At 64.1% G+C, this 16527-nt stretch carries 11 protein-coding genes; 5 read left to right on the top strand and 6 right to left on the bottom strand.

All coding sequences use genetic code 11. The features are described 5' to 3' along the window. Positions 1 to 18: 18 nt before the first annotated feature. Complete coding sequence (locus BLW08_RS01980; RefSeq protein ID WP_091323062.1) at positions 19 to 1167, bottom strand: resuscitation-promoting factor; 1149 nt, start codon at positions 1165 to 1167, stop codon at positions 19 to 21. A 289-nt stretch (positions 1168 to 1456) separates the two neighbouring features. Further along, entirely contained in the window at positions 1457 to 2353 is an 897-nt protein-coding gene (locus BLW08_RS01975; protein ID WP_091323060.1) for a TatD family hydrolase, read from the bottom strand. 186 nt (positions 2354 to 2539) lie between these two features. On the opposite strand from BLW08_RS01975, the gene BLW08_RS01970 reads away from it, so the two are divergent. Genes BLW08_RS01970 through BLW08_RS01960 form a run of 3 tightly spaced genes read left to right on the top strand, consistent with a single transcriptional unit; the run spans position 2540 to position 7582 of the window. Beyond that, positions 2540 to 3628, top strand: coding sequence for an AAA family ATPase (locus BLW08_RS01970; protein WP_090820653.1), 1089 nt, complete (start codon positions 2540 to 2542; stop codon positions 3626 to 3628). A gap of 13 nt (positions 3629 to 3641) precedes the next feature. Next, positions 3642 to 5084, top strand: a complete 1443-nt coding sequence (locus BLW08_RS01965; RefSeq protein WP_091323059.1) for a DUF58 domain-containing protein — start codon at positions 3642 to 3644, stop codon at positions 5082 to 5084. Next, positions 5081 to 7582, top strand: coding sequence for a transglutaminase TgpA family protein (locus tag BLW08_RS01960; protein ID WP_091323057.1), 2502 nt, complete (start codon positions 5081 to 5083; stop codon positions 7580 to 7582). Before BLW08_RS01965 ends, BLW08_RS01960 begins: the two co-directional genes overlap by 4 nt. Before the next feature lie 138 nt (positions 7583 to 7720). Here the strand turns inward: BLW08_RS01960 and BLW08_RS01955 are convergent, their stop codons facing one another. Then, positions 7721 to 9202, bottom strand: coding sequence for an NAD-dependent succinate-semialdehyde dehydrogenase (locus tag BLW08_RS01955; protein ID WP_091323055.1), 1482 nt, complete (start codon positions 9200 to 9202; stop codon positions 7721 to 7723). Between the two features lie 160 nt (positions 9203 to 9362). After that, the gene (gene rsmI / locus BLW08_RS01950) at positions 9363 to 10238 is read right to left on the bottom strand and encodes a 16S rRNA (cytidine(1402)-2'-O)-methyltransferase (protein ID WP_254779645.1); all 876 of its coding nucleotides are present in this window, start codon (positions 10236 to 10238) and stop codon (positions 9363 to 9365) included. A gap of 125 nt (positions 10239 to 10363) precedes the next feature. Here rsmI and BLW08_RS01945 point away from each other — a divergent pair, with 125 nt between their 5' ends. Together BLW08_RS01945 and BLW08_RS01940 are read left to right on the top strand one after the other, a co-directional pair. Next, complete coding sequence (locus BLW08_RS01945) at positions 10364 to 12175, top strand: dolichyl-phosphate-mannose--protein mannosyltransferase (protein ID WP_091323054.1); 1812 nt, start codon at positions 10364 to 10366, stop codon at positions 12173 to 12175. Between the two features lie 10 nt (positions 12176 to 12185). After that, entirely contained in the window at positions 12186 to 14018 is a 1833-nt protein-coding gene (locus BLW08_RS01940; protein ID WP_091323051.1) for an AMP-dependent synthetase/ligase, read from the top strand. A gap of 60 nt (positions 14019 to 14078) precedes the next feature. On the opposite strand, the gene BLW08_RS01935 is transcribed toward BLW08_RS01940, so the two are convergent. Together BLW08_RS01935 and BLW08_RS01930 are read right to left on the bottom strand one after the other, a co-directional pair. Then, positions 14079 to 15311 carry a TIGR01906 family membrane protein gene (locus BLW08_RS01935; protein ID WP_254779620.1) on the bottom strand — a complete coding sequence of 411 codons (1233 nt, stop codon included), beginning with the start codon at positions 15309 to 15311 and terminating at the stop codon, positions 14079 to 14081. A gap of 159 nt (positions 15312 to 15470) precedes the next feature. Beyond that, positions 15471 to 16463 (bottom strand): stage II sporulation protein M, encoded by a 993-nt coding sequence (locus BLW08_RS01930; RefSeq protein WP_175538545.1) that lies wholly within the window; start codon positions 16461 to 16463, stop codon positions 15471 to 15473. Positions 16464 to 16527: the final 64 nt, after the last annotated feature.

The raw sequence follows: 16527 nt of genomic DNA, 5'->3' as shown, positions 1-16527 counted from the left end.
CGTATCGCCTGTGCGGGCTCAGGCTGCGTGCGCGCAGCCCCAGTCACTGAGGCCGTTCTTGGCGTAGAGGCGGTTGGCGATCTCAATCTGCTGCGCTTTGGTGGCGAGGCTGGCGTTGGGAGCGTACGCTCCACCACCGTTGGCGAGCCACGTGGGGCTGGAGAACTGCAGACCACCGTAGTAGCCGTTACCCGAGTTGATGGACCAGTTTCCACCGGACTCGCACTGGGCGATCCTGTCCCACATTGCTTCGTTCGGGGCTCCTGTGGGGCCGCTGGATGCCGCAGCCCTGGCGGGAGTAGCCGCAGGGCGGGCCTTGGTGCCGACGCTCACCTTCTCGGTCACCGGCTTCGTGGTGACGTTGCTGGAGACAAGTGCTCGGGAGGCTTCACGTCCATCCACGAGGACCAGCTTGAAGGTTTTCACGAGGGATCCGGCCACACCGGCCTGCGTTACCTTCTCTTCGCCCTTGTAGAGCTCGGCAGACTCGGTCTTTACGCTTTCGAAAGGCACTTCCTCAGTGGCTTCTGCGGTCTTGCTGGTGTCCACGCGGGAGACCTTGATCACCATGTCCTGGACGATGGGCGCATTGCCGGGCTGGGAGATGCGGTCGTTGGCGCCAACAGTGATGCCGGTGTCCTTCAGCACGGTGGCGACGTCGGCCGCCGTCGTGGTGGTGCTGGTGTCCTTGCCGTCAGCTACAACGCTGATGGTCTTGGGCGTGGAGATGGATACGAAGGAACCGCTGACCTCCAGGGAGGCTTCCTTCGGTTGGGAGATCTCGGAGGAGCTGGCAACGCCAAGTTCACTGACCAGCGCGGCGACGTCGGGAGCGTTGGTATTGACCGTCTTGCGGGCGCCGTCCAATTCGATGGAGACCGCCTTGGCAAGGTTGATGTTCACCACGGAGCCGTTGTCCACGCGGGAGTCCAGGGCCGGCGAAACGCGGTCTGCGTCCTTCAACTCAACCTTGGCCGCCTTGACCACCTGGTCCACGGTGCCGCCAAAGGTCTGGATGGAGCTCACCTTGCCGTCGACGTTGAGGGTGACTGTCTTGTTGTTGCCGACGAAGGCAACAACACCGACAACCAGCGCTGCAACAACCAGCAACTGGGCACCGACTTTGAGGAAGCTGAACTTGCCATCCGTTGTGAAGAACTTGATCACGATCGCCCATAACTCTCAGACCATCCGGGCACGGGGAAAAGCACAGAAACAATGCCAGCCGCAAAAACTGAGGGCCAGGCACTGCGCCTGGTCCCACTCTTGCTGCCGGCATCTGTGCCGCCAAAAAATTCAACTAATAGGCCCGGATTCACCCGGGCCAGTTGTCCGAAGGCCTTCCCCGACCCCGGCTATTTGTTTAACACAGTAACCGATCCGTTATAAACGAACCAAGACTTCTGCATACCGGGTATTCATCCAGACGCCTCCCAACGGTGTCAGTACAGGCCCGTCAAGCCCATGAACCGTAGGCCTGGAGCGTGTTTTCGGCCAACCGCGAACATAGTTCGGAGAGGTCATTTCCTGTCACGTCCGCCATGGACCGGACAGTGTAGGGGACCATGTAGCTCGCGTTCGGGCGCCCGCGGTACGGGTGCGGTGTCAGGAAGGGCGAGTCGGTTTCCACCAGAATCCGGCTGGGCTCGGCGATGGCCAGGGCGGCGCGCAGGTTCCCAGCATTCTTGAACGTCATGGTGCCCGCGAAGGACATGTACCACCCGTTCTCGTTGCAGATGCGGGCCAGGTCTTCGTCTCCGGAGAAGCAGTGGAACACCACCCGCTCCGGCGCTCCTTCTTCATGCAGTACTTGGACAACGTCGTCGTGGGCGTCACGGTCATGGATCTGCAGGGTCAGTCCGAGCCGCTTGGCGATGTCGATGTGGCGCCGGAAAGAGTATCGCTGGTGAGTCAGCCCGTCGCCGTGGGTCCGGAAGAAATCCAGGCCGGTCTCACCGATCGCCCGGATCCGCGGGTGGGACGCCAACTCCTCGATCTCGGCGAGCGCCGAGTCCAGTTCACCTCGTCCTGCGTACACGGGGGCGTCGTTGGGGTGGATGGCTACGGCGCCAAGCAGGCGCGGATCCGCGTCCACCGCTTGCACTGTGAAGCGGGACGATTCCAGATCACAGCCAACCTGGACGGCACCCTGCACCCCTACAGCTTGAGCCGCGTCCATGGCATCCCGCACGGAAACTTCGATCAGTCCGTGCCGGAAGTCCAAATGCGTGTGGTTATCCATGACCGGCACGGGCAGGGGTTCCGGTGCCGGCGGGTACTCCCTGCGGGAATCCGGTTCAGGTGTGGCGTCCGAAGACGCACGGTACGGAGCAGGCGCGAGGGAATTACACATGCTTCCACCTTAATCGGACCGCGGTCCTCCTCCGGCAGTGATGGATAAATTCCACTTGGCACATAAATTCGGGAGCACTATGTCAGGGACGGCCAATGTCTGGGTAGTCTGGAACGGACAGGCGGCCAACATCCGCAGTGCTTAGCGAAGATTGCTGATGCAATGGCCACGGCTGAAGGGCAATCCATGGAGTCCAAGCGACAACTATCCGTTGAACCTACCCCGCTTCAAGGCGAGGCTTACAGTGCGGCGCCCCGGGATGGTGCTGCCCTCAACGGACACAAGCCGCAACTCATGGACGCTGAACGGTTCCACGATGCCAGCGAACGCATCCTCAACTCCATCAACACAGTGATTGACGGCAAAGCCGATGCCGCCAAGCTGGCCCTCACGGTGTTGCTGGCCCAAGGACACCTTCTGCTGGAAGATGTACCCGGCGTCGGCAAGACCCTGCTGGCAAAGACGCTGGCACGTACCGTGGACTGCACTGTCTCCCGCATCCAGTTCACTCCCGATCTCCTTCCATCCGACGTCACGGGCGTCTCCATCTACAACCAGTCGTCCCGCCAGTTCGAATTCCGGCCCGGCGCGGTATTTGCCAACATCGTGATCGGCGACGAAATCAACCGGGCATCTGCCAAAACCCAGTCCGCACTCCTGGAATGCATGGAAGAGCACCAAGTCACGGTGGACGGCCATTCGTACCAGCTGGGATTGCCTTTCATGGTGGTAGCCACCCAGAACCCCATCGAGATGGAGGGCACATACCCGTTGCCCGAGGCCCAGCGCGACCGATTCATGGCCAGGATTTCCATGGGCTACCCGGACAAGGAAGCCGAGATCGAGATGTTGGAGACGCACCAGGCGTCCTCGCCGCTGGTCAAGGTGACGCCTGTGGTCACGGCCAGTGATGTGGCTGCCATGATCGCCACTGTGCAGCAGGTTTATGTGTCCACGGCGATCAAGGAATACACGGTGGCCATAGGACGCGCTACCCGTGACAGCGCGCGCCTTCGCCTTGGCGCGAGCCCGCGGTCGTTGCTGCAGTTGTTGCGCGCGGCCAAAGCGACGGCCGCACTGGATGGCCGCGACTTCGTTCTTCCGGACGACGTCGTGGACGTGGCGGAATCCGTGCTGGCACACCGGATCATCCTGGACCGCAAAGCGGCAAGCTCAGGTGATACGCCGCAGAGCATCCTCCGTGGCATCCTTGCCTCCCTGCCGGTAGCCCAGGAACCGCCTGGCGCCTGGCGCAGGGACAGGCACACCGCATAGGAGGCAGGCAGTCATGGCGCTGGTGGATCGGCTCCCCAAGCATCTGTTTACTACCCGCGGCTGGGGATTGCTTGCGGCGGGGGCGATCTCCCTCGGATGCGCCTACGTCATGGGAAGGCGGGATCTCCTCAGCTTGGCCGTGCTGTTGCTGGTCCTCCCGTTGGTGGCCCTGGCTGGAGTCCGGGTGCTCAAGCCCAAGTTCCAGGTGTACCGGGAGTTCAATCCCTCAACAGTGGAAACGGCCAGTACCACCACTGTCCGGCTCGCCGTGGCGCGCTCTTCCTACTCCACCGGCCACGTGATCATGGAAGAGCAGTTGCCTCCACGCTTCGGGGAGCCTCCCGCTTTCCGTTTCCCGGCCAGGTCGGCATCCGGAGGCACCAGCCGCTATGAGTACCATTTGCGGTCCGGCAAGCGCGGGCAGTTCCGGATCGGTCCGGTCACAGCGGAGTTCAGTGACCCTTTCGGCTTGTCCTTGCGGCGGCATTCAATCGACGACGGCGATATCCTCACCGTGACGCCGGCCGCCGTCGAGCTTCCCGTCACTGGACTGGCCGGCGCGCGCGGCAACGACGGCGTGACAGCGACACGTATCCGCGCCAACCCCAGCGACGACGACATCATGACCCGCGAGTACCGGCACGGCGATCCCATGCGCCGGGTTCATTGGGCGGCCACTGCGCGCCACGGGCAGCTCATGGTGCGCCAGGAGGAATCCGTCACCACGCCGGAGGCCACCCTGGTCCTGGACCAGCGTTTCACCGCCTTCGCCGGCGGAACGGGGTCCGTTTTCGGCGGCCATGACGACGACTCGGACCTTGTGACCAGTCCTTCGTTTGAATGGATCGTCACGGCAGCCATGTCCATCACGTCCCATCTGGCAGAACGCAACTATTCGTTGCGGGTCCTGGACGCGTTTGGCAGCCCGGCGTTCAGCCGTTCCCGCTCGGCACCGGAGCCGGATGCGGAGGAATTCGCGGGCGCAGGTGGCCTGCAGGCCATTGCGGAGGGACTGGCGGCCATTGAACTCAGCGGCCCCAGGCATGCCCGGGGTGAGCACCACCGCACTGACCACAGCACCGAGCACCGGGAGACCGGAACGTCCACCGCAGACTCTGCCGATTCTGCCTTTGACGACCGGCTCATGGACAAGCTCGCAGCACACCGGCTCCGCGGCCCGCTCCTTGCCTTGCTGGGATCCTTGACGCCCGCAGAAGCCAGGGCACTGGCCCCTGCCGCCGCGTACGGAGCCAATGCTTTTGCCCTTGTGGTTGCCGATGCTTCACGGAGCAACGAGGAAGTGCTGGAAATTCTCCGCCTGGCCGGCTGGCGCGTGGCCGCAGTGACCCCCAAGACCCACCTGACGGCTGCCTGGTCTTCCTTTGATGAAGGTGGAATCGTGGCCGCTGCCGGAGCAGCCATGGATGTCCGTCGTGGAGCGGCGGTACCACGATGACCGCAACGTCCCACCGTGGCTCCCCCGGTGCCCCCAGCCAATCCGGTGGAACGCCGGGCCACAAGCAGGCCACCGGATCAGTGCGGTCCCGGACTCCCGGGCCGGGTCCCTATCCGTGGGCCATGGCAGGGTCCATCACGGTGGCCGTCCTCGGTTCCGCTCTGTCCTTGAACGGTGTCCTCAGGGGCTGGGCCTGGTTCATGCCGTTGATCACCACTGTGGTGGTGGTTGCGCTGACGTTGGCTGTCCTGCGCGCACTGCGTGCCCAGCCGCTGATTGCTACCCTCGGGTCCTTCGCCGCTCTGGCCGGCGTGCTCAGCTTCATCTTCTGCCGCCAGGACAGCCTGGCGGGTTTCATCCCCACCACCGGAACCTTTACCGCCGTCGGGCGCCTCATCAAACGTGCCGCCGAGACAGTGGTGTCGGAGAGCGCGCCAGTGGCGCCCAACGCCGGGATCGTTTTCGTCGTGTGCGCCTGCCTGGGTTTGCTGGTGATTCTGATCGATGCCTTGGCCGTCCCCCTGTCCATGCCCGCCGCCAGCGGCATTGGACTCCTGGCGGTCATGGTGGTTCCGGCCACCATCAAACCCCAGAGCGTGGGAGTGGCCGGATTCATCGGTGCCGCGGTGGGCTATCTGCTCATTCTGGGCTGCAGCCACTGGTTTGCACCCGATGCCCGGCTGCAATCCGGGGCAGCGCGGGGCGTCGGCCAGTTCAGGCGGTCAGTGGTCACAGGTGGGCTGGCACTGGCCCTGACCATGGTGGTCCCGTTGGCAATCCCCGGTTTCGAGACCGGGACTTTCCCCCAAGGTTCACGGCTGAGTCCGTGGGGCACCTCCAACGGACTCAATCCCATGATCACCCTGGGCAACAGCCTCCGGAGTCCCGTCGGCTCGGGCCGCATCACCTACGCCACCAGTTCCAGCTCTCCCCTGTATCTACGATCCGTCACCATCGATCATTTTGACGGCGAAACCTGGGCCCCGGACGATCGCGCGGCAGAGCGGCGCGTCGGTGCCGACAGGATAGAGACGGGCTACGCCGTGCAAGGCGAGGTGGTCAACGCCGTGACGTCCGTCAACGCCGGCCTGTTCACCAGCCCCTATCTCCCCGCGCCGTTCGCGCCGGCGTCGGTGAACGGCCTCAACGGCCGCTGGACCTGGGATCCGGCCACGCTGAGCATCATGAGCACCGAAACCACCACGCGCGCCCAGCGGTATGTGGTGTTCTCCGCCGCGCCCAAGGTGACGGCGCAGTCCCTGGCACAGGCCACAGCGGTTCCGCAGGGCATCCCGGAAGACTTCCTGCGCATTCCCGGCAACCTGCCGGATATCGTGCGGCAAACCGCGGATTCCGTCACGGCGTCGGCGAACACCAACTACGGCAAGGCCCTGGCACTCCAGAAGTACCTGCGCTCCGGCGAGTTTACGTACTCCCTGCAAGCGCCGGTCCAGAACGGCTATGACGGCAACGGCCTCTCTGTCCTGGCCGATTTCCTTGCCGTCAAGAGCGGCTACTGTGTCCATTTCTCCTCGGCGATGGCCGTCATGGCCCGGGCTGAGGGCATTCCCAGCCGTATCGCTGTGGGTTACGCGCCGGGCCGCCTCACGGGTGAGTCAGTGGCCTTGGTGGGTCAGGGATCGTTCCCGGAGTACGAGGTAGATGCACGCGATGCCCATGCTTGGCCGGAGCTCTATTTCGAGGGCCTCGGCTGGGTTCCGTTTGAGCCCACCCCTTCACGCGGCGTGGTTCCCGAGTACGCGACGGAATCTTCTGTTCCCGGCAATCTGAGCACCAACGCCGATGAGAAAGAGGTGCTGACCACTCCGGCGCCGGCAACCCCCGCTCCTGTCCCGCTCCCAGGTGTGGACACACCGGCCGGAGGGTCCGCCAGCGTGAACCCCCTCCCCGCCATCGGTGCCGCCGCGGGTGGCGTGCTTCTCCTGGTGGGCTTCCTGTGGTCCCCACGGCTGAGCCGGTCCGTCCTTCGTCGGCGCCGCCTGAACCGCAAGCCCGTTGACGACGCCGAAACAATCCTGCCCGGCTACAAGGATCCCGCCCCCGAACTGGCCTGGGCTGAGTTGCAGGACCTCGCCACCGATTACGGATTGCCGTCGACGCCCAGCGAAACTCCGCGGCACTTCTCGGCCAGGCTCCGTTCCAGTACCGCCCTGGGCGATGCCAACGGAATCGACGACGCCGCCCACAACGCCGTGGCGTCCCTCACCTCGGACTTCGAACGCCAGCGCTATGGCCGCCCGGCGGTGGCGTCCCAGGCAGCGGCGTCGCGCATCGCCGTCGTGCGTGAAGCGTTGCGGAACAACGCCCGCTGGTTGGTCCGCTTCCGCGCGGACTGGCTGCCGCCCTCGATGATGCACCGTTGGGTCCATGCCCTCGGCGCGCCGTTCCGGGCTCTGGGAGCGTTCATGAAATCAGTCGGATGGGCTGTGGCAAGGGTGTGGCGAACCGTCCGTGGCCTGCTACCGCAGCGCCGCTGACCATCCCCCAACGTTGCTAACCATCCCCCAGCGCAGAAAAGCAAAGGGCCCGACGCCGGAACTTGTGGTTCCGGGGCCGGGCCCCTGCATGTGTCAACCGTTCTTGTTGCGAGAGCGGTGGACCGGATCCTGCGCAGCCTAGTCGGCGTACGGGTCCGCGATACCTACGTACTGGGTGTACAGGTACTCTTCGATGCCTTCGGAGCCGCCTTCGCGGCCCAGGCCGGACTGCTTGACGCCACCGAACGGGGCGGCCGCGTTGGAGATCACTCCGGCGTTCAGGCCCAGCATGCCGGTCTCGATCCGCTCGCTGATGCGCAGGCCACGGTTGAGGTCCTTGGTGAAGACGTAGGCAACCAGGCCGTATTCGGTGTTGTTGGCCAGGCGAACGGCGTCGTCTTCCGTGGAGAAGGTGATGATCGGCGCTACCGGTCCGAAGATTTCTTCCTGCAGGATACGGGCGTCGGCGGCGACGTTCTTCAGCACGGTGGGCTGGTAGAAGTAGCCGGGGCCATCCACGTGGGCACCGCCGGTGACGGCGGTCGCGCCACCCTCCACAGCTTCGGTGACCAGGGCGTGCACGCCGTCGCGGGCCTTGCCGTCGATCAGCGGTCCAACCTTGGACTCAGGCTCGGTGCCACGGGCAGTGGTCAGTGCACCGATCTTGGCGGCGAACTTCTCTGCGAAGGAGTCGGCGATGGACTCGTGCACAATGAAGCGGTTGGCTGCGGTGCAGGCCTCGCCCATGTTGCGCATCTTCGCCGCGATGGCGCCTTCAACAGCCTTGTCCAGGTCAGCGTCTTCGAAGACGACGAACGGGGCGTTGCCACCGAGTTCCATGGAGGTGCGAAGGACCTTATCCGCCGCTTCACGGATCAGAGCCTGGCCCACCGGGGTGGAGCCCGTGAAGGAGATCTTGCGGAGGCGGTCGTCCTTGATCAGCGGACCGGTGACAGCGCCGGCCGTGGAGGTCTGGATGACGTTCAGTACACCGGCGGGGAGGCCGGCTTCCTGCATGACCTGGGCGAACAGCAGGCTGGTCAGCGGGGTCAGGTTGGCGGGCTTGAGAACCATGGTGCAACCGGCGGCGACGGCGGGGGCTACCTTGCGGGTGGCCATGGCCAGCGGGAAGTTCCACGGGGTGATCAAGAGGCAGGGACCAACCGGCTTCTTCTGCACGAGCAGGCGGTTCTTGCCGTCGGGTGCTGCGGAGTAGCGGCCCGAAACGCGGACGGCTTCCTCGGAGAACCAGCGCAGGAACTCGGCACCGTACGCGACTTCGCCGCGGGCTTCGGCCAGGGGCTTACCCATTTCCAGGGTCATCAGCAGGGCGAAGTCTTCGGCGCGCTCGGTGACCAGCTCAAAGGCACGGCGCAGGATCTCGCCGCGTTCGCGCGGCGCGGTGCGGGCCCAGTCGGCCTGGGCCGCGGCAGCGGCATCCAGGGCTGCGGCGCCGTCTTCAGCACCGGCGTCGGAGATGCTGAGCAGGACCTTGCCCGTAGCGGGGTCCTCAACATCAAAGGTCTTTCCGGATCCGGCCGGGCGCCACTGACCGTTGATCAGCAGGCCGGTGGGGACGGAAGCCAGCAGTTCGCTTTCGCGTTCAACCGTGACAGTCATGGCGACTCCTTCGTCTTGGGTGCTTTGGAGAATTGCACCACTGGGGTTCGTTGCCGGAAGTGGCTTGAATTACTGCCACGGTACTGCCACGCGAGAAGCAGTGTCTACGCCTTCACGCACTGCCAAGCAGACGCCAATTTGTGCAGCTGCACAGCGCCGGTCAACGGGCCGCAAGAACCGCCGAGTACAGCTCACGCTTGCTGACCCTGGCGTCCTCGGCCACGGCTGCCACGGCTTCCTTAAGGCGGATACCTTGTGAAATAAGCTCGTTCACGGCTGCGACGTGGTCTTCGGGCTTGCCGGGCTCCTGTTCAGGCGCACCGCCAACCACCACGGCGATTTCGCCCCGGACCTCGTTGTTCTCTGCCCACTCGAGCAGTTCACGCAACGTGCCGCGAATGACTTCTTCGTAGGTCTTGGTCAGTTCACGGCAAACGGCCACGCGACGGTCGGCCCCGAAACGCTCATGCAGGGCACGCAACATCACTTCGAGCCGGTGAGGGGCCTCGAAAAAGACCATGGTGCGGCGCTCGTCGGCAAGATCGGACAATCGGGAGTTCCGATCCCCTGACTTACGCGGCAGGAAACCCTCAAAGCAAAAGCGGTCAGTTGGCAAGCCGGACAGGGCAAGCGCCGTCAGCACAGCGGACGGCCCGGGAACAGCAGTGACTGTCAGACCTGCAGCGACGGCCCCCTCCACCAAGCGGAAACCTGGGTCCGAGACCGCAGGCATCCCGGCATCGCTCACCATGAGGATGGTCTTGCCCGCACGCACATGGTCAAGGAGTTCCCCGGTCTTGGCCACTTCATTGTGTTCGTGATAGCTGATGACGCGGCCGGAGACCTCAACACCCAGGGCCGTGACCAGCCGGTGCAGGCGACGGGTATCCTCGGCTGCAACGATGTCCGAGGTAGCCAGGAGTTCAATCAAACGCGAGGACGCATCCCCTACGTTTCCGATGGGAGTCGCTGCCAGCACAATCCTGCCAATGCCCGGGGTTGCGCCGGCACCAGCGGCAGGAGTTTCCTGGTCCAGGTCATCGCTGAAGGAAGTCTGGTCCGGGGTGCTGCGTTGTTCGTCCACCTGCCAAGCCTAATGCCGCGCCGCCTTCAGCGCCGCACCTCAACGCTGCAGCAAGGATGGAAAGGTAGCATGGGCGGGTGAACCAGTCGCCCGTTCCTGCCACCACTTCCGGAACTCCTGTGGCGTCCCCTGCACCCACCGGAGCCGGTGATACTGTGCCGGGCAACAACACACCAGAGTCTGAACTACGGAGAGCAAGTGGCTCGCCGCAGGCCCGGCGGACCACGCTCGTGGACGATGACGCGCCCTTGCCTGGCCGGGGACTGGAGCGCCATGGGTGGGTGGCCAGGCCTGCCGAGGCATACACCGCCCAGGCGTTGAAGGAACGCCTGATCGGCAGCGTGCAAAGCTGGCGCGACTATCCACCCACTTTGCGTTTGTGGTTCTGGCTGATCCCCACCATAACGGCAGTCCTTGGCGGGATTCTCCGGTTCTTCCGGCTGGAGGCCCCCCACAGCTTGGTTTTCGACGAAACCTACTACGTCAAGGATGCCTATTCCTACCTGGTAAGCGGCTACGAACGCAGCTGGCCCGCCAACGCCAACGACTCCTTCAACGCCGGAAACCCGGACATCCTCCTGAACACTCCGGAGTATGTGGTCCATCCTCCGGTGGGTAAGTGGATGATCGCCTTCGGAATGTGGCTGTTCGGGGCTGACAACCCCTTTGGCTGGCGCTTCGGGGCCGCACTCATAGGCACGCTGTCCGTCTTCCTTGTCTCGCTCATTGCACTGAAACTGTTCCGCTCACACACTCTTGGTGCTGTTGCCGGGCTCCTGCTCGCCATCGACGGCCACCACTTGGTGCTGTCCCGGACTTCACTGCTGGATATCTTCCTGGCGTTCTGGATCCTCGCGGCTTTCGGTGCCCTGCTGATGGACCGCGACGACGGCCGTCGTCGTCTTGCTTCCAGGCTCGCCGCGCAAGCGGCTTCGTCGCCACGAGGCGTCCCCTCGCCCACGCAGCTGGTGGCCGGTCCCTGGCTTGGAATGCGTTGGTGGCGCCTGGTAGCCGGACTCTGCCTGGGCCTGGCCGTGGGAACCAAATGGTCCGCGCTGTTCTTCGTGGCTGCCTTTGGCCTGATGACCGTCCTGTGGGACCTGAGCGCACGGCGCATTGCCGGCATCCGCAGTTGGTTCAGCGCCGGCGTCATCAAGGACGGGCTGCCGGCATTCGTGACCATCATCCCTGTCGCTGCCGTCACCTACGTGGCCACGTGGACCGGCTGGTTCCTGTCCAAGGACGCCTATTACCGCCAATGGGCCGCCACCAATCCCGCCCCGGGGTGGGATTGGCTACCGAACTCCGTGCGGTCCCTGGCGCATTACCACTTTGAAGCGTTCAAGTTCCATCAAGGCCTGAGCTCCGACCATCCATACGAGTCAAGCCCCTGGACGTGGCTGGTCATGGGGCGCCCGACGTCGTTCTTCTATCAGTCCCCCAAGCAAGGCACCCCGGGCTGCGTCGTGGAGACTTGTTCCTCCGCTATCCTGCCGGTGGGAAATCCGGTGGTCTGGTGGGGTGGGACCATCGCCCTGGTCATCCTGTTGTTCTGGTGGGCAGGCCGCCGCGATTGGCGCGCGGGCGCCATCCTTGCCGGTGTCGCGGCCGGTTACCTACCGTGGTTCATGTATCCGGAACGCACCATGTTCATCTTCTACGCCGTATCCTTTGAGCCCTTCCTGGTGCTGGGCCTGACGTACGTGCTGGGGTTGGTCCTGGGCCGCAGCAGCGATCCCCCATGGCGGCGGCGGTCCGGGCTCTACGTTGTGGGCCTGGTCCTGGTGCTGGCCGTCCTCGCGACCGCATTCTTCTATCCGGTACTTACCGCTGAAGTGATCAGCTACCAGGAGTGGCGAATGAGAATGTGGATGCCATCGTGGATCTAGGAGGCAGGCAGTGAGGGAAGCGAGCACGGAGCTTCTGGTCGAGGCTGACCCCGATACCAACGTGACGGACCTCCTCTTGGAACGCTGTGCCAAGGATCCGTTCGGCACCCTGTACGCCCACAAGACGGCTAACGGATGGCTGAACGTTTCGGCTGCCAGGTTCCTTGCCGACGTCACGGCGCTGGCCAAAGGGCTGATTGCCGGCGGCCTTAATCCAGGCGACCCTGTGGCTGTCCTCTCCCGGTCAAGCTTCGAATGGACGCTGGTGGACTTCGCCATCTGGATGGCGGGCGGAGTAACCGTGCCCATCTACGAGACGTCGTCTGCAAGCCAAATCGAATGGATCCTGGCCGATTCAGGTGCCCGGCGCATCTTTGTGGAGGACACCGCTAAAGCGAGCCTCGTCCACTCCCTGGTGAACCGGTCCACGGCATTGGGCGACGACCCCGTAGCGATCATGCGGATGGAGCACGACGGCGACGCCCCCAACCTGACCAGCGTCTCCGCCGTCGGCGTCGGCATCATGGACGCCGAATTGGAGCGGCAGCGCAGTGTCGCCAAACTGGCCGACGTCGCCTCCATTGTTTACACCTCGGGAACCACGGGCAAGCCCAAAGGCTGCGAAATCACCCATGGCAACTTTGTCCTGGTGGCGCGCAACGTCATCCCGTTCCTCCCCGAACTGCTCATGCAGCAGGGTGCCCGTACGCTGATGTTCCTCCCTTTGGCGCACGTCCTGGCCAGGGCAGTGCAGGTTGTATGCCTCACCGCGGGAATCACCTTGGGACACAGCGCCGGTGCCAGCGGACTGATGGCGGATCTCGGATCTTTCAAACCCACCTTCCTGCTGGCCGTGCCCCGGATTTTCGAGAAGGTCTATGCCGGCGCCGGCCACAAAGCGGCCATGAGTGGGAAGTCTGCGCTTTTCGCGGCAGCGTCGGCAACAGCCGTGGAATATTCGACGGCGGTGGACCTCGCCGCGCGTGGCCGGGGCTCCGGTCCGGGTTGGCTGCTGGATATGAGGCACCGTTTGTTCAACAAGCTCCTGTACCCCAGGGTCCGGGAGGTGTTTGGCGGGGATGTGGGCTACACCGTTTCCGGAGCGAGTCCCCTCAGCCTCCGGGATAACCATTTCTTCCATGGTGCCGGCATTCCGGTGCTGGAAGGATACGGCCTCACGGAGACCACGGCCCCCTGTACCGTGAACACGCCCGGCATGACCCGGATCGGGACCGTCGGAATCCCGCTCCCCGGGACCACCATCCGGGTGGCGCCGGACGGCGAAGTCCTGGTCAAGGGCATCGGTGTCTTCAAGGGCTACCACGCCAACGCGGCCGCCACAGAGGCAGCCTTCGTGGACGGATTCTTCCGCACTGGTGACCTCGGCGAACTGGACCAGGATGGCTTCCTGACCATTACCGGCCGCAAGAAAGACCTTTTGGTAACCGCAGGCGGGAAGAACGTCGCACCGGCTCCTTTGGAGGAGAAACTGCGCGAACATCCTCTGGTGGGCCAGGCCGTCGTCGTGGGCGAAGGCCGGCCATTTGTCGCAGCGCTGGTAAGCCTGGACCCCGAGGGCCTGGCGAACTGGTGCGCGGAGAACAAGGCCGGTTCCCTGTCCCCCGCCGAGGCGGCAGCTGACGACCGGGTGAAGGCCGCCGTGCAGTCGGCAGTGGATGAGGCAAACACGCTCGTCTCTGCGGCTGAGTCCATCCGGAAATTTGCATTCATCACGGCTGAGCTAAGCGTCGAGTCCGGACACCTGACGCCGTCCCTCAAACTCAAGCGGGCCGCGGTGGTGGGCGATTTCTCGTCCGTCGTGGAAAAGCTCTACGAAAAGTAAGGCTTCACCCCTCCACCCGGGCGTCCCCGGATCACCACGTGGTGGCGCTACCTCACGGTTCTACCGCTTGGCGTCCGTCGATTCCTTGACGTCGTGCTCGAGGGCAGTCAACCCGGCAGCTTCCTCCGGTTCCCCGGTGATCTCGCCGTCTGATTCTGTGCCGGCGACTCCCCGGCGCCGCTTGGTGGGCCACGTGAAGATGAACGTCAGCGTGGCAGCGAGGAACACCAACGCGCCGATGACGATGCCTGCGTCAACCCAGAACTGCCCTGGGAAGAGGCGGATAAGAGTGTCCTCCAGAGAGAACGTCCACGTGCCGTTGGCGAAGAAGATCCGGTGGAACTCGGTGAAGAACTGCTGCCAGCTCAGGGCTGCCAGGACGGCAAGCCCAATGATGATGACCAGCGTGACGATGGAGCCGGCAAAGAGACCGCGACGGACCCCGCCGCTGCTCCGCTTACGAAGGTAGATGATGGCGATGATGCTGAGGATGATGAGCAACAAACCTGCGCCGAAAGATGAGAGGATCACCAGTTTGACGTCGGCCATGTGGGCTACTTCGCTGTCCTTAAACAGCTTTGCGCCGTCCTGGTTGACCAAGCCACCCAGGTAGCGGGGACCGGCCCAGTTACTCAGGTAGTCCACGGCATACGAGCCGTACGTCATGCGGTCGTCAGTGCTGAAGCCGTAACCGTCGCCGGGAAAACCGGGTCGGTTGTACTCCACCCACAGGAAAAGGGGGCTGGTGACGGCCCTGACAGCCAGCACCAAGAGCACCACCGGGAAGAAAACAGCCAGGAGGACCTGGAATACCCGGGGCCCGATCGGCTTCACCTTTGCTGCCTGCTCGCGTTCGGCATTGCGTCTGGCCACTTCGTCTTCCGGCGGACGGACCTGGAGGGCCGACGTCGGCAATGGTTCCGAATAGTGCGACGGCTGCTTTTCTGTGGACGTACTGGCCAGCGTGTCCGCGAACAGCGGCGGCTCGGCCTCTGTGTCAGCGGCCTCCGCAGCCTTGCGATCCGCACGGCTTTCGGGCTGGCCTGTTCCTGCTGACGTTGTGCTTGCCGTCCCCGAGCTTGCTGAAGCCGCCGGAGTGGACCCCGTAGTGGTGGATGCAGGAGCTGCCGGGGACTGCGGGGCAGCCGCGGCTGTGGGTACGTCCTTGCCCGCAGGAGCTGCCGAGGAGGCACCGCTGGACGCCTTCGGCTTCATCCAGTCGAAGGCCGGTTCGTTGGGGTCCTCGTGGACGTCCGTGTCCGGTTCTTGTGGTTTCGGGCTCTTGTCGCTCACAGCGGGTTTCACTTCCGTAGGCATCCACCGGCGATTTGGGGTGCGGCCGGCTCTCTTGTCTGCATTCGAGCCTACCGCCCGGCAATACGCAGACACGCGGAGCCACCCCGGCTGCGACCAGATCGCAACGCAACTGTAAGGTCTCCGCGTCTGTCAGGCCTAGGCGGCGATGCTGCGATAACCGGCGTCGTGGGCTTCCAGGTCCCCTGTGACACCGGCACGGGCTGCCCGCCCGCCAAGAATCAGGGTGTACACCCAATAACCAGCCAGGACCAAGGCCCCAATGGTGATCTTGGCCCATACCGGGAGCGGACTCGGCGTCACGAAGCCCTCCACAATTCCGGAAATGAGCAGGACCAGCACCAAACCGAGGGCAATGGTGATCAAGGACCGTCCTTCATCGGCCACGGCCTGGATCCGTGTTCTGGGACCCGGACGCACCATGGCCCAAAAGATCTTGAGCCCGGCCGCGCACGCAATGAAGACCGCAGTGAGTTCCATCAGCCCGTGCGGAAGGATGTAACTGAAGAAGACATCCACCTTCCCCGTCGCGATGAAGAGCCCCGCCGCCATTCCCGTGCTTTGCGCGTTCATGAAGAGGATGAATGGCACCCAGAATCCTGTGACGCCGAACGCCACCGCCTGCGCAGAGATCCAGGCATTGTTGGTCCACACGGCCCCGGCGAAGGACGCTGCAGGATTCTCCGAGTAGTAGTCAATGAAGTCTTCCTCCACGTACTGCTGCACTTTCGCATCACTGGCTACTGCCCTGAGCGCTTCGGTTGAGGTACCTATCCACAGTGCGTAGGCCCCTGCGACCAGCACGAACGCGATACCACACCATAAAGTCAGCCACCGGATCCGATAGAACGCGGCCGGGAGGGAGATGACGAAGAACCGTGCCAGGTCCTCCATGAAGTTCGACCTCGCTCCCGTGAACCGGGTCCGTGCCTGCGCCAGTGCAGCAGACAAGGAAGCCGACAAGCCGGTCTCGGGAGCCACCGAGCGAATCAGGGACAGATGGCTGGACACCGTTTGGTACAGGCGCAGCAGTTCGTCCGCTTCAGCTCCCGTCAGCCGCCGCTTGTGCGCCAGGAAATGAAGCCGGGCCCACTTGTCCCCATGTACGGCCGAGAAGGCATCGATGTCCACGGCACCACCCTAGCGCCTGTTCCAGCCACTGGGTCAGAGCCGCGGCTAGACTCGAGATGCGGGC

It is taken from the genome of Arthrobacter sp. cf158 (assembly GCF_900106835.1).
In the GTDB taxonomy this organism is placed as follows: domain Bacteria; phylum Actinomycetota; class Actinomycetes; order Actinomycetales; family Micrococcaceae; genus Arthrobacter.
This window is presented reverse-complemented; position numbering and strand designations above follow the sequence as displayed.

Coding starts and splice junctions, on each gene's coding strand:
- BLW08_RS01975 (WP_091323060.1), bottom strand. CDS start 2,353: ATGTGTAATTCCCTCGCGCCTGCTCCGTACCGTGCGTCTTCGGACGCC.
- BLW08_RS01970 (WP_090820653.1), top strand. CDS start 2,540: ATGGAGTCCAAGCGACAACTATCCGTTGAACCTACCCCGCTTCAAGGC.
- BLW08_RS01965 (WP_091323059.1), top strand. CDS start 3,642: ATGGCGCTGGTGGATCGGCTCCCCAAGCATCTGTTTACTACCCGCGGC.
- BLW08_RS01960 (WP_091323057.1), top strand. CDS start 5,081: ATGACCGCAACGTCCCACCGTGGCTCCCCCGGTGCCCCCAGCCAATCC.
- BLW08_RS01955 (WP_091323055.1), bottom strand. CDS start 9,202: ATGACTGTCACGGTTGAACGCGAAAGCGAACTGCTGGCTTCCGTCCCC.